Source organism: Streptomyces sp. NRRL B-1140, assembly GCF_001280065.1.
Lineage (GTDB): Bacteria > Actinomycetota > Actinomycetes > Streptomycetales > Streptomycetaceae > Streptomyces.
In genome coordinates, this window is the sequence record NZ_LGEA01000036.1 from 37,283 (window position 1) to 50,033 (window position 12,751).

The 12,751-nt window shown below is 72.9% G+C and carries 10 protein-coding genes; 5 read left to right on the forward strand and 5 right to left on the reverse strand.

The genetic code is table 11. The features are described 5' to 3' along the window. Positions 1 to 138 precede the first annotated feature (138 nt). Genes ADK65_RS05495 through ADK65_RS05515 form a run of 5 tightly spaced genes read left to right on the forward strand, consistent with a single transcriptional unit; the run spans position 139 to position 6,087 of the window. Complete coding sequence (locus ADK65_RS05495) at positions 139 to 1,992, forward strand: ABC transporter substrate-binding protein (RefSeq protein WP_053668662.1); 1,854 nt, start codon at positions 139 to 141, stop codon at positions 1,990 to 1,992. Positions 1,993 to 2,010: 18 nt separating this feature from the next. After that, positions 2,011 to 3,060 carry an ABC transporter permease gene (locus tag ADK65_RS05500; protein ID WP_053668663.1) on the forward strand — a complete coding sequence of 350 codons (1,050 nt, stop codon included), beginning with the start codon at positions 2,011 to 2,013 and terminating at the stop codon, positions 3,058 to 3,060. After that, positions 3,057 to 3,968 (forward strand): ABC transporter permease, encoded by a 912-nt coding sequence (locus ADK65_RS05505; protein WP_053668664.1) that lies wholly within the window; start codon positions 3,057 to 3,059, stop codon positions 3,966 to 3,968. Before ADK65_RS05500 ends, ADK65_RS05505 begins: the two co-directional genes overlap by 4 nt. Next, positions 3,965 to 5,017 carry an ABC transporter ATP-binding protein gene (locus tag ADK65_RS05510; protein WP_053668665.1) on the forward strand — a complete coding sequence of 351 codons (1,053 nt, stop codon included), beginning with the start codon at positions 3,965 to 3,967 and terminating at the stop codon, positions 5,015 to 5,017. The genes ADK65_RS05505 and ADK65_RS05510 overlap by 4 nt, the downstream gene beginning before the upstream one ends. Next, positions 5,014 to 6,087, forward strand: a complete 1,074-nt coding sequence (locus ADK65_RS05515; protein ID WP_053668666.1) for an ABC transporter ATP-binding protein — start codon at positions 5,014 to 5,016, stop codon at positions 6,085 to 6,087. Before ADK65_RS05510 ends, ADK65_RS05515 begins: the two co-directional genes overlap by 4 nt. Positions 6,088 to 6,095: 8 nt before the next feature. On the opposite strand, the gene ADK65_RS05520 is transcribed toward ADK65_RS05515, so the two are convergent. From ADK65_RS05520 to ADK65_RS05540, 5 genes are all read right to left on the reverse strand, one after another. Then, positions 6,096 to 7,040, reverse strand: a complete 945-nt coding sequence (locus tag ADK65_RS05520; RefSeq protein WP_053668667.1) for a bifunctional riboflavin kinase/FAD synthetase — start codon at positions 7,038 to 7,040, stop codon at positions 6,096 to 6,098. A gap of 171 nt (positions 7,041 to 7,211) precedes the next feature. Then, positions 7,212 to 10,739 carry a trypsin-like peptidase domain-containing protein gene (locus ADK65_RS05525; protein ID WP_234352803.1) on the reverse strand — a complete coding sequence of 1,176 codons (3,528 nt, stop codon included), beginning with the start codon at positions 10,737 to 10,739 and terminating at the stop codon, positions 7,212 to 7,214. Between the two features lie 254 nt (positions 10,740 to 10,993). Continuing rightward, positions 10,994 to 11,899 carry a tRNA pseudouridine(55) synthase TruB gene (gene truB, locus ADK65_RS05530; RefSeq protein WP_053668668.1) on the reverse strand — a complete coding sequence of 302 codons (906 nt, stop codon included), beginning with the start codon at positions 11,897 to 11,899 and terminating at the stop codon, positions 10,994 to 10,996. Then, a complete protein-coding gene (rbfA, locus tag ADK65_RS05535) occupies positions 11,896 to 12,348 on the reverse strand; it encodes a 30S ribosome-binding factor RbfA (RefSeq protein ID WP_053668669.1) in 453 nt (150 codons plus the stop codon). The genes truB and rbfA overlap by 4 nt, the downstream gene beginning before the upstream one ends. Positions 12,349 to 12,380: 32 nt before the next feature. Next, the gene (locus ADK65_RS05540) at positions 12,381 to 12,674 is read right to left on the reverse strand and encodes a DUF503 domain-containing protein (protein ID WP_030853207.1); all 294 of its coding nucleotides are present in this window, start codon (positions 12,672 to 12,674) and stop codon (positions 12,381 to 12,383) included. Between the last annotated feature and the right edge of the window lie 77 nt (positions 12,675 to 12,751).

Genomic DNA, 12,751 nt, shown 5'->3' on the forward strand with positions numbered 1-12,751 from the left:
GCCGATTCGTTATTTCCGCAGGCCACAAGGGGTGAATGCGGCGTTGACGGGTGGCGGGGCCGCTGGTACACACACATCACGGATCTGACAGCTGATCAACCCGTCCTTCCCGTCCGAGCGATGACGCGAGGTCCGCCCATGGGCACGAACGATCAGAAACGCAGCCTCCCGCACGGCCTCCGGCTCGTCGCCCTGGCCGGGGCGGCCGCGCTCACCCTCACCGCCGGTCTCACGACCCCGCTCGCCCCGGCGCCCCAGCAGGCCCGGGCGGCCGACGACGGCAAGAAGGTGCTGACCGTCGCCGTGGCGCAGAGCGTGGACTCGCTCAGCCCGTTTCTGGCGGTCCGGCTGCTCAGTACGAGCATCCACCGGCTCGTGTACGAGTACCTGACGAACTACGACCCCAAGGACAACCGCGCCATCGCGGGCCTGGCCACCAAGTGGGAGCCGTCGGCGGACAAGCTGACCTGGACGTACACGATCCGTTCGAACTCCACGTGGTCGGACGGCGAGCAGGCCACCGCCGAGGACGCGGCGTGGACGTTCAACAAGATGATGACCGACTCCGGCGCGGCCACGGCCAACGGCAGCTACGTCGGGAACTTCAGGAAGGTGACGGCTCCGAGCCCCACCCAGCTGGTCATCGAGCTGAAGAAGCCGCAGGCCACGATGGCCGCGCTGGACGTGCCGATCGTGCCGAAGCACGTGTGGGAGAAGGTCTCGGACTTCTCCGCGTTCAACAACGACAAGAGCTTCCCCGTGGTGGGGAACGGGCCGTTCGTGCTGAGCGGGTACAAGGCCGACAGCTACGTCCGGCTCAAGGCCAACAAGAGCTTCTGGCGCGGGTCGCCGAAGTTCGACGAGCTGGTGTTCCGCTACTACAAGGACCAGGACGCGGCCGTGTCGGCGCTGCGCAAGGGCGAGGTGTCCTTCGTGGCCGGGTCCCCGTCCCTGACGCCCGCTCAGGCGGAGTCCCTGAAGGGCGCTGACGACATCCAGGTGAACGACGCCCCCGGCCGCCGTTTCTACGCCCTCGCCACCAACCCGGGCGCGAAGGCGAAGAACGGCGAGAAGTTCGGCGACGGCCACCCCTCCCTGCTGGACCAGCGGGTGCGCAACGCGCTGTTCCGGGCCGTGGACCGCGAGGCCATCATCGACAAGGTGTTCCGGGGCCACGCCGTCGAGGGCGAGGGCTACCTCCCGCCGCGCTTCCAGGACTACTTCTGGAAGCCCTCCGCGGACCGGAAGCTGGCGTACGACCCGGCCGAGGCGGCCCGGCTGCTCGACCAGGCGGGGTACAAGAAGAACGGCGACGGCAAGCGCGTCGGCAAGGACGGCAAGCCGATCACCTACCGCGTGCTGTGCCACGCCACCGACCCGAACGACAAGGCGGTCGGCAAGTACCTGCAGGAGTGGTGGGGCAAGCTCGGCATCGGAGTGCGGCTCAACTGCCTGGACAACGTGACCGACCCGTGGCTGGCCGGCACGTACGACCTGGCGTTCGACGGCTGGTCGGTCAATCCCGACCCGGACTTCGTCCTGTCGATCCATACGTGCGGCGCGCTCCCGGCGACCCCGAAGGACACCGGCGCGACGGACAATTTCATCTGCGACAAGAAGTACGACGAGCTCTATGCCCGGCAGCTGAGCGAGTACGACCCCGCCAAACGGGCGGACATCGTCAAGCGGATGGAGTCGCGGCTGTACGACCTCGGGTACATGAACGTCATGGCGTATCCGAACGCGGTCGAGGCCTTCCGGACGGACCAGATCAAGTCGATCACGACCATGCCGGCGAAGGCGGGCAACATCTACGGTCAGGACGGTTACTGGAGCTGGTGGTCAGCGGTCCCCGCGGACTCCGGCGGCTCCTCCGACACCGCCTCGTCGACGGGGGTTGTGGTGGGGATCGTCGCGGGTGTCCTGATCCTCGGCGGGCTCGGCGCCTTCGCGGCGATGCGGCGACGGGCCACCGCCGAGGAACGCGAGTGAAGCGGCGAGCGGGTACTCATGACCGCTGACGCGACCCCCGCGCTGGTCGAGGACAAGCAGCAGGCGGCGGCCGGGCCGCGGGTGCGCGGGAGGTCCGCGTACCCGCGGTACCTGGCGGGCAAGCTGGCCGGTGCCGCCGTTTCGCTGCTCGCGGTCCTCGTGACCAGTTTCTTCCTGTTCCGGCTGATCCCCGGTGACCCGGTGAAGACCATGACGGGCGGCCGTCAGGTGTCGGCCGAGCAACTGGCGGCATATCGCGCGGAGTTCGGGCTGGACCTGCCGTTGTGGCGGCAGTTCACGGACTACTGCGGCAAGGCGCTCACGGGTGACTTCGGGACGTCGTACCAGTTCCGCGCCCCGGTCGTCGACAAGATCACCGAGGCGCTGCCGAACACGCTGCTGCTCACGGGCACGGCGTTCGTCCTCTACACGGCGTTGGGCATCTTCCTCGGCACGCGCTCGGCGTGGCGGCACGGCGGGCTGGGCGACCGCCTCAACACGGGCCTTGCGCTGACGCTGTACTCCATCCCGTCCTTCTGGCTGGGGCTGCTGCTGATCATCGTGCTGTCGGTGGGCATCGGCCCGCTGCCCGGGATGTTCCCGACCGGCGGCATGGAGTCGGGCGGCGAGGAGGGCTTCGCGTACGTGCTCGATGTGGCGCACCATCTCGTGCTGCCGGTGGTGACGCTGGTGGCCGTGGAGTACGGGCAGACGCTGCTGGTCACACGGTCGGCGCTGCTGGACGAGATGGGCAGCGACTATCTGACGACGGCGCGGGCCAAGGGGCTGCGCGACGACCTCGTACGCCGTCGCCACGCCGTGCCGAACGCGCTGCTGCCGACCGTGACGCTGATCTTCATCAACCTCGGCCGGACGGTGGCGGGCGTGATCCTCGTGGAGACGGTCTTCTCCTGGCCGGGGCTCGGCGGGCTGTTCTACCAGGCGCTGAGCGTGCCCGATCTGCCGCTGGTGCAGGGCTTGTTCTTCGTGTTCGCCGCCGCGGTGATCCTGATGAACACCCTCGCCGACCTGGTCTATCCGCTGCTGGACCCCCGGGTGGCCCGATGACGACGACCGAGCCGGCCCCGAGCCCGCGCGCCCTGGCCCGGCAGCGGCGCCGGGCTTCCGTCGCCCGCTTCTGGCGGCAGTACCGCTCCGAACGGGCGGGGCTCCACGGGCTGGCCGTGCTGGCGCTGTGCGCGCTGCTGGCGCTGTTCGCGCCGCTGTTCGTCGGCTCCGACGTGAGCAGCGTGACCGACGCGCCGGGGCGTCCGATGCAGAGCCCGAGCGCCGAGTTCCCGCTCGGCACCGACCAGTTCGGCCGGGACCTGCTGGGCCTGGTGATCTGGGGTTCGCGGGTGTCGCTGATGGTCGGGCTGCTCGCCGCCGTGCTGTCGGTGTCGATCGGCACCCTGATCGGGGTGACGGCGGGGCACTTCAGGGGCTGGTACGCGACGGTGATGATGCGGATCACCGACTGGTTCCTGGTGATGCCGACGCTGGTGCTCGCGATCGCCCTGGCGACGGTGATGTCCCGCTCGCTGACCACGACCGTCGTGGCGATCGGCGTGACCACCTGGCCGACCACGGCCCGGCTGGTGCGCGCCCAGACCCTGGCCGTGGAGACCCGGCCGTACATCGAGCGGGCGAGGGCGCTGGGCGGCGGCCACTGGCACATCATGTCCCGGCACGTCCTGCCCAATGTGATGCCGCTGGTGCTGGCCCAGACGACCCTGATCATCTCCTCGGCCATCCTCGCCGAGGCGACCCTCGCCTTCCTCGGCCTCGGCGATCCGACGGTCGTGTCCTGGGGCGGGCTGCTTCAGGACGCGCGGGAGGCGGGCGCGGTCAGTGCCGGGGACTGGTGGTATCTGGTGCCGCCGGGCATCGCCATCGCCGTGGTGGCGCTGGCGTTCACGCTCTGCGGGCGGGCCGTGGAGTCCGTCCTCAACCCCAGGCTGGGGGTGTCGCGTTGAGTCTGCTCGACGTCAGGAACCTGACCGTGACGTACGCGGGCGGGGCGGCCGCCGTGCGCGGGGTGGATCTGCGCCTGGAGGCGGGCCGGAAGCTGGGCCTGGCCGGCGAGTCCGGCTGCGGCAAGTCCACGCTGGCGCTGGCCCTGCTGCGGCTGCTGCCGGCGGGCGCCCGGATCACCGGGGAGGTGCTCCTCGACGGCGAGGACGTGCTGACCATGAAGTGGGGCCGGGTGCGGGCGGTCCGCTGGGCCGGGGCCTCCGTCGTCTTCCAGGGCGCGATGCACTCCCTCAACGCCGTGCACCGCGTCGGCGACCAGATCGCCGAGCCGATCCTGCTGCACCGGAAGGCGACCGCCGCCGGTGCGAAAAGGAAGACCGGTGAGCTGTTGGAGCAGGTCGGCCTCCCGCCCGCCCGCGCGGACGCCTATCCGCACGAACTGTCCGGCGGCCAGCGCCAGCGCGTCATGATCGCCATGGCGCTGGCCTGCGCCCCCCGGCTGATCATCGCCGACGAGCCGACGACCGCGCTCGACGTGATGATCCAGGCCCAGATCCTGCGGCTCATCGAGCAGCTGGTCGCGGACCAGGACCTCGGTCTGATCATGATCAGCCACGACCTGGCGGTCCTCGCCGACACCTGTGACCGGCTGGCGGTGATGTACGCGGGCCGGGTGGTCGAGGAGGGCCCCGCCCGGCAGGTGTACGAGGACGCCCGGCACCCGTACGCCCGGGCCCTGTCGGCCGCGTTCCCGCGCATCGGCGACCCGGCGTCCCGGTTCGCGCCGCAGGGGCTCGCGGGCGACCCGCCCGACCCTGCCGCGCTGCCGTCCGGCTGCACGTTCCATCCGCGGTGCCAGGTGGCGCTGGAGTCGTGTTCCGAGGAGGACCCGGTGCTGCGGGCGGCGGGGCCGGAGCGGCGGGCGGCGTGTGTGCTGGCCGGGCCGCCGGGAGCGGAGGACCGTGAGGCGGTCCAGGGTGCGCGGGACCGTGGTGAGCGGCCGTCCGGGACACCGGAGGCCCTGGAGGAAGCGAGGCCCGGCACGCCATGACCACGTCTCCCACGGCCCCCGAGGTCACCTCCGCCCCGCTGCTGAGCGCCCGGGGCCTCCACGTCACCTTCCCCGGACGGCACGGCGGCCCCCGGGCCCGGGCGGTGGACGGCGTCGACCTCGACATCCGCCCCGGCGAGATCGTCGCGCTGGTCGGTGAGTCCGGCTGCGGCAAGACGACCCTGGCGCGCAGTCTGCTCGGCCTGGTCGCCCCGACGGCGGGCGGGGTCACCTTCGACGGCCGCCCGCTGGAGTACTCCGGCCGGTCCCTGAAGGCCTACCGCAAACGCGTCCAGCTGGTCCTGCAGGACCCGAGCGGCTCCCTCAACCCCCGCCACACGGTGTACGACGCGGTCGCCGAGGGACTGCGCATCCACGGCCACGGCGGCGACGAACGCACCGCGGTCGCCGAGGCACTGTCCCGGGCCGGGCTGCGTCCCCCGGAGCGCTTCTTCCTGCGCTATCCGCACGAACTGTCCGGCGGGCAGCGCCAGCGGGTGGTCATCGCGGGCGCGCTGGTCCTGGAACCCGAACTCCTCGTCGCCGACGAGCCGGTGGCGTCCCTCGACGCCTCGGTACGCGGGGAGATCCTCGCCCTGCTGCTGCGACTGCGCACCGAACTGGGCCTGTCCGCCCTGGTCGTCACGCACGATCTGGGCCTGGCGTGGAACATCGCCGACCGGGTGGCCGTGATGTACCTGGGCCGGATCGTGGAGACGGGGGCGGTGGAGCAGGTCCTGACGGCACCCCGGCACCCCTACACGCAGGCGCTTCTGTCCGTCCTCCCGGAGGCTCCGGGCACCCCGGTGGTCCTCACGGGCGAGCCCCCGGACCCGTCGCGCATCCCGTCAGGGTGCCGCTTCCACGTGCGCTGCCGGATCCTGGCGGGCGGCGAGGCGGAAGCGGCGGGCGTGGCGGACGCGTGCAGACACCAGGACTTGGAGGTGCTGAACGGTGGCGGCGACTCGCAGGTGGCCTGCCACTGGGCAGTCGCAGACGCACCTGAGGGGGGCGCGGGGAACTGCGCGACCAGCCACACCGCACCCGCAGACGGCCGGCAAGAGGCCTAGGCAGCCCCTCAGCCGCCGGACACCAGCTCCCTGCACTTCTCGACGTCCTGCCCCATCTGAACCAACAGCGCGTCCAGCGTCTCGAACTTCGCCTGCCCCCGCACGAACGCCAGGAAGTCGACCGCGACATGCAAGCCGTACAGATCGAGCCCCACCCGGTCGATGGCGTACGCCTCCACCGTCCGCTCGGTCCCCTCGAACTGCGGATTCGTCCCCACGGAGATCGCCGCCGGCATCGCCTCGCCCTGGGCGTGCAGCCAGCCGGCGTACACCCCGTCGGCCGGAATGGCGGTGTGCGGCAGCGTCTCGACGTTGGCCGTGGGGAAGCCCAGTTCGCGCCCGCGCTGCGCGCCCCGGACGACGACGCCCTCCACCCGGTGCGGGCGCCCCAGGATCTCCGCCGCGCCCCGGACGTCGCCCTCGGCGACCAGCCGTCGCGTCAGCGTCGAGGAGAACGGCTCCCCGCCGCCCGCCTCACCCGTCACGTACAGGTCGACGACCTCGACCTCGAAGTCGTAGGTCTTGCCCTGCGTGGACAGGAACTCCACGTTCCCGGCGGCCTTGTGGCCGAAGCGGAAGTTGGGGCCCTCGACGACGGCCTTGGCGTGCAGCTTGTCGACCAGGACCTTGACGACGAAGTCGGCCGGGGACAGCTTCGAGAACTCGGTCGTGAAGGGGAGGATGAGCACCGCGTCCACGCCCAGGTCCGCCATGAGTTCCGCGCGGCGGTGGTGAGGGGCGAGCAGCGGCGGGTGGCTGCCGGGGCGGACGACCTCGCTGGGGTGCGGGTCGAAGGTCACGACGACGGCGGGCACGCCCAGTTCCCGGGCGCGGTTCACGGCATGCCGGATGATCAGCTGGTGACCGCGGTGCACTCCGTCGTAGGAGCCGATGGTGACGACGCTGCGCCCCCAGTCCTGGGGGATGTCCTCCAAGCCACGCCAGCGCTGCACTGTGCCTGCTCCTTGTCGAAAACTCGTCGAACCCGTGTCCGGTCGGTTTTTCCGTCGTTGCCTCGTGCGCAGGTCTAAGGGTGCCATGCCGGGTGCCCCGTGCCCGCATCGGCATGGGGGCTGTGACAGGGCGCACGGCACCGTCCTGCGGCCCCGGCCCCGCAAGGCCGGTCACACGGGGACGGCGGTGCCGGCCAGGTTCTCGATCGTGCGGCGGGAACTCGGCCCGACCAGCGCGGCCCATTCCCCGGGCGCGTCGGCCAGCCAGCCGGCCGTGCGGGCGGCGAAACCGGGCACGTGCCGGCCCAGGTCGACCAGGGCGCGGTCGAAGCGGGTGGCGCCCTGTGGGGTGCGCACGAGGAGCAGTCCGACGCGGTGTACGAGGTCGCGCAGGTCGTCGCCGCCGTTGCGGGCGGCGGCGTGCAGCAGCGCGTCCAGGACGTCGGTGTCGTGCTCACGGGCGAGGAGCGCGTCGCGCAGTTCGCGGCGCAGCGGACGTGAGGCGGGGATGCCGGGCGGCGTGAGGACGGTGGCGAGGGCGCAGCGCAGCCGCACGTCGCCGTCCTCCAGCAGGCCGGTGACCAGCGGCAGGAGCACGGGCCGGGCGTCGGGGCCCCGGTCGAGCCGCTGGTCCGCGTACGCGGCCACCTGCCCGGCGAGTTCCGGCCGCCCGCGCGCCGCCCGGCACAGCAGCGCGGCGATCCGCCGGGCCAGGCCCGGTGGGGCCGCGTCGGCCAGTGCCCGCAGCGCTTCCTGGGCGTCCGGGCGTTCCAGCCGGGCCGTGAAGGCCCCGAGGACCGGCTCGGGGTCGGTCAGAAGGGCTCCGGCCAGGGCGTCCGGGGAGAACCGCGGGTCGCCCGCCGCGAAGTGCTCCAGCGCCCGAGGGAGGTAGCGGGCCCGGGTGTGCGGGTCCTGGACGAGGAGGGCGAGTGCGCCGCCGTGCAGGGCGCGGTCGGCGGGGCGGGCGAGCAGGGTGAGGGCCGCGTAGCGCAGGAGGGCGCGGTCGCCTCCCGTGCTCACGTGCGGCGCGACGCGCAGTCCGTGCGCCACCGCGGCGCTCCGCCGCGCGGGCCGCTCGTCGCGGGCCCACCGGTCGGCGGCCCGGCACACCGCGGACGGCTCCTCCTCCGCGAGCACCGCGAGCAGTTCGTCGGCCCGTGGGTGCGCGCGGTCGACGAGCACGTCCGTCAGATCGTCCAGGGCGGTGTGGCGGTGGGTGTGCAGCAGCGCCTGCGCGGCCGTGGCCACGGTCGCGTGCGGGGTGGCGGGCAGCGGCTGCTCGTCGTCGAACCAGCGGGCGAGCTGGGGTTGCACTGCGGTGGGGTCGGCGGTGAGAAGTCCGGCGACGGCGTCCAGGAACCGGGGCCCGGCCTCGCACGGCGGCCCGTCGGCGTGGACCAGCCGCCGCAGCAGTGCGCAGCGCGTCTCCGGCGGGAGCCGTACTTCGGTCCAGAAGGGGGGCCCGAGCTCCTTCGGCACGGGCCTTGCCTGCTGCCGCCAGGCCACGATCCGGTCGGCGAGCAGACGCAGCACCTCCGTGTACGGTGCCGCGTCGGGCAGGGCCGACAGGGTCCCTGCGAGCAGTCGTACGGCCCACCAGGACCGCGGGTCGGCGTCCAGCGCGTGCACCAGGTCCGTCAGGCGGGAGGCCAGGTGAGCTGCGCCGTGCTGGCGGGCGAGGCACAGCAGGGCCTGGATCACCGGCCCGATGCGGTGCCGCGGAACGGGGTCGGTCTGCGCGTCCCCGCCGCGGTGGACCAGGGCGTGCAGCGCCTCGTCGAGGTCGAGGTGCATGCCCTGGAGCCAGTCGGCGAGCCCCTCGTGCGCGAAACGGTAGCCGGGACCGGCGGGCACGAGCAGTCCCTCGGCGAGCACGGCCGCCGCCCAGCCCGAGCAGCCGCCGAGCCGCTCCGGGGCAGCCCCCCACGGGAACACCGCCTCGAACGCCTCCCGGTCCAGGTCGCCCTGTCCCGGGCCGAGGCCGCGCCGGGCGGCTTCGTGCACCTGCCCGGCGACCTTGGCCGCCAGCCGGCGTACGGCTGTGCCGTTCAGGCCGTTGCCGGTGGCCAGCCGGGTGGCGACGCGCAGCGCCATCAGGTCCAGGTAGGCGGAGAAGACCTCGTCCCGGCCGACGGGGCCCGCGAGCAGGACCGGCGTGTCGGACGCGTCGGTGAACTCGTCCCGGATCTCGGCGAGCAGACGCAGGGTGAGGGGGTGCCGGGCGCCGGTGCCGCCGACGGCGCCCTCGGCGATGCCGTACCGCAGCCGGGCCTCCCGGGCCTCGTCCTCGCCGAGGTCGCCGAGCCGCACGCACGCCGGTCGGTGCAGCGGGCCGGACACCTCCTCCCAGTACTCCGGCCGGCAGGCCACCACCAGCCGCGCTCCGGTCTCCCCGAGCCACCGCAGGGTCCCGCCCGCCCAGTCGGCCAAGCGGCGGGCCGCCGCCGGAGGCATCTCCTCGGGGCCGTCCAGAAGCAGCAGCAGGGGCCGGCCGGACGAACCGGCGAGGCGGGCGAGGCGCTCGGGCGTCATGTCCTGGGGGCCCGCCGGTCGGGGCAGGGAGGGCGGAGGCGGGGCCTGCGCACCGGCCACGACGGGGACGGCCCGGGTCAGCGCCCTGCGGACCGCGTCCGCCACCGACGTGTCGTCCTCCCGCAGGTCGCAGCCGCGCAGCCAGAGCGTGGGCTGCCCGCCGCGGGCGCGGCGGGCGGCGAGCGCGGCGAGTTCCGTCGTGCGACCGCTGCCGGGTGCTCCGACGAGACCGAGGACGGCCGCCGTGCCTGTCGCGAAGGCGTCGAACTCGGCGGCCATCCCCGCCCGTTCGACCGGTTCCGGCACTCCGGTCCCGCCGGGCGGACCGTCCAGACCCACCGATGCGCCGGTCACTTCCAGCACGCCCGCCAGGTTCAGATCGGCCCCATAGGCGGGTACCGTCGCGGCGTTCTCGGCGAGCAGTCCGGCGAGCGGGCCCGCCGCTGCGGCGACCCCCGCATGCAGCGGTACGGCGAACCCGACGTCGCGATGGCCGGAGCTGAGCGCGGTGCCGAGGACTCCGACGACGGCGCCGGTGGCGGCGTCGAGCACGGGGCCTCCGGCCGCTCCGCCGCCCAGCCGCAGCGCGTCCCGCCCCGCCGTGCCGACCGCCAGCTCCAGCGCGCCGTCGAGACGGTGGGAGCGGTCCGTGGCCGCGTATGTCACGCAGGCCGGGCCCAGCACCCGCGCCTCGCGCCAGCCGCCGGCGGGGATCCGTACATAGGCGCCGGTCGCCGCCCCGTCCCGCACGGTGACGGGCAGCGGCGGCACACCGAGCCCCTCGGTCCGGACCAGGGCCAGGTCCAGCGCGGGCAGCGGGGTGACCGCGTCGGCGGACACGACCCGGCGGCGGTCGCCGGGCCCCTGCAGCACGAGCCGGGACAGGCCGTCGACGGCCTCGTGGCTGGTGATCAGGGTGCCGTGGTGGTCGGCCAGGAAGCCGGTGCCGCGGGGGCGGCCGGCGAGATCCCGGACACGGACGAGGCGGTCGTCGGGGACCGCTCCCTCCTCGTGCCCCGCCGTCCCGGAATCGAGGACCGCTCCGCCCTCTCGCGGCACTCTTCGGGGGCAGGGCACCGCCCCGGCCTCGTGCCCTGCTGTGCCGGGACTGCCCGGGAAGTCCTGTGAGCTGTCGTCCCTCTCCCGCGACCGGTTCCGCGACGCCATCGTCGAGCCTTCCCGCCGTACACCCCTGCCCTCGGGTCCGACGGTAGGGGCGAGATGATCAGCGGGACAGACCAGTCTGCGAAAGCGCCCCCTTCCGCTCCCCCGGTTCACTCCGAGCGCCCGCACAAACGGGTGAAGGAACGGCGACGGCTGGATACGCCTAGAGGTGGGGGAACCGAGGGGGACCGTGGAGCGGCGGCAGTGGAGGTATCCGTGGCCGCCGCTCCACGGGCGGACCCCCGCTCCCCGGACCGTCAGGCGAAGACGGCCAGACTCCTGGCCTTGCCCCGCTGCTCCTCGACGAGCGCGAGGAAGCGGCCCTCGGGGTCGAAGACGGCGACGGGTCCGGCGCCCGCGTAGGTCTCGGGCATCTCCAGCCGGACGCCGTTGGTGAGCAGCCTGGCCCGCCGGGCGTCGACGTCCCACCGGGGGAACGCGGCAGCGGCGGCCTCGGCGATCGGCATCACGGTCAGCTCCTGCTGGAGCTGGTCGAGGGTACGGGCCGCGTCCAGCTTGTAGGGGCCGACGCGGGTACGGCGCAGCGCGGTGAGGTGACCGCCGACCCCCAGACCGGCGCCCAGGTCGCGGGCCAGGGCCCGGATGTAGGTACCGGAGGAGCAGACGACCGAGACGACCAGGTCGAGGACGGCCGTGCCGTCGTCGGCGACGGCGTCCCGGACGTCGTACACGCCGAAGGACGAGACCGTGACCGGCCGGGCCGGGATCTCGAACTCCTCGCCCTCGCGGGCCCGCTTGTAGGACCGCACACCGTTGATCTTGATGGCGCTGACCTTGGACGGCACCTGCATGATGTCGCCGGTCAGCGCGGCGATGCCGGCGTCGATGGCGTCGCGGGTGACCTTGGAGGCGTCAATGGAGGAGGTGATCTCCCCCTCGGCGTCGTCCGTGAGGGTGTTCTGCCCGAGCCGGATGGTGCCCAGGTATTCCTTCTCGGTCAGCGCGAGGTGGCCGAGGAGCTTGGTGGCCTTCTCGACGCCGAGGACGAGGACGCCCGTCGCCATCGGGTCGAGGGTGCCGGCGTGCCCGACGCGTCGTGTCCTGGCGATGCCGCGCATCTTGGCGACGACGTCGTGCGAAGTGAAGCCCGACGGCTTGTCGACGATGACAAGGCCGTCGGGCGTGGTGGGCTTCTGGGTCATTCCGCGCTGTCGTCCGTCTCGTCGTCCTCGTCGGGCTTGCGGTACGGGTCGGCGTCGCCGGCGTACTTCGCGCCCGCGGACGCCTCGCGCACCTTCTCGTCGGACTGGCGCGCCTTGTCGAGGAGGTCCTCGATGGTGCGGGCGTTGTCCGGGAGGGCGTCCATGACGAAGGTCAGGGTCGGCGTGAACTTCACGCCGGCGGCCCGGCCCACCTCGGAGCGCAGGATGCCCTTGGCGCTCTCCAGGCCGGCTGCGGCCTCGTTGCGCTCCTCGTCGTCCCCGTACACCGTGTAGAAGACGGTCGCCTCCCTCAGGTCACCGGTGACGCGGGTGTCCGTGATGGTGACGTGCGAGCCGAGCCGCGGGTCCTTGATCCCGCGCTGCAGCTTCTGGGCCACCACCTCTCGGATGAGGTCCGCCAGCCTTTTGGCGCGCGCGTTGTCGGCCACTGGTCCGTCTCCTTAAGTGCTTACTTGTTGCTTCAGTCTTCGTCGCTGTGGAGCCTGCGTCGAACCGAGAGCAGCTCGACTTCGGGCCGCCCGGCGACGAGCCGCTCACAGCGGTCCAGGACGTCGGTGAGGTGACCCGTCTCCCCTGAGACCACCGCGAGCCCGATCTCGGCCCTGCGGTGGAGGTCCTGGTTACCCGTCTCGGCCGCGCTCACCCCGTACTTGCGCTGGAGTTCGGCCACGATCGGACGGACGAGAGAGCGCTTCTCCTTGAGCGAGTGGACGTCGCCGAGGAGGAGGTCGAAGGACAGAGTCCCCACATACATGTGTGTATCCGGATGTCCCGCCGGTTCGGGGTACGGGCGCCACGCTTCGACGCCGATACGGGAACCGTACACGCAAC

Excerpts from the sequence above, each read along its gene's own strand:
- ADK65_RS05525 (WP_234352803.1), bottom strand. The coding sequence starts at position 10,739 with ATGGCGTCGCGGAACCGGTCGCGGGAGAGGGACGACAGCTCACAGGAC.
- ADK65_RS05495 (WP_053668662.1), top strand. The coding sequence starts at position 139 with ATGGGCACGAACGATCAGAAACGCAGCCTCCCGCACGGCCTCCGGCTC.
- ADK65_RS05505 (WP_053668664.1), top strand. The coding sequence starts at position 3,057 with ATGACGACGACCGAGCCGGCCCCGAGCCCGCGCGCCCTGGCCCGGCAG.
- ADK65_RS05515 (WP_053668666.1), top strand. The coding sequence starts at position 5,014 with ATGACCACGTCTCCCACGGCCCCCGAGGTCACCTCCGCCCCGCTGCTG.
- ADK65_RS05500 (WP_053668663.1), top strand. The coding sequence starts at position 2,011 with ATGACCGCTGACGCGACCCCCGCGCTGGTCGAGGACAAGCAGCAGGCG.
- ADK65_RS05540 (WP_030853207.1), bottom strand. The coding sequence starts at position 12,674 with ATGTATGTGGGGACTCTGTCCTTCGACCTCCTCCTCGGCGACGTCCAC.
- truB (WP_053668668.1), bottom strand. The coding sequence starts at position 11,899 with ATGACCCAGAAGCCCACCACGCCCGACGGCCTTGTCATCGTCGACAAG.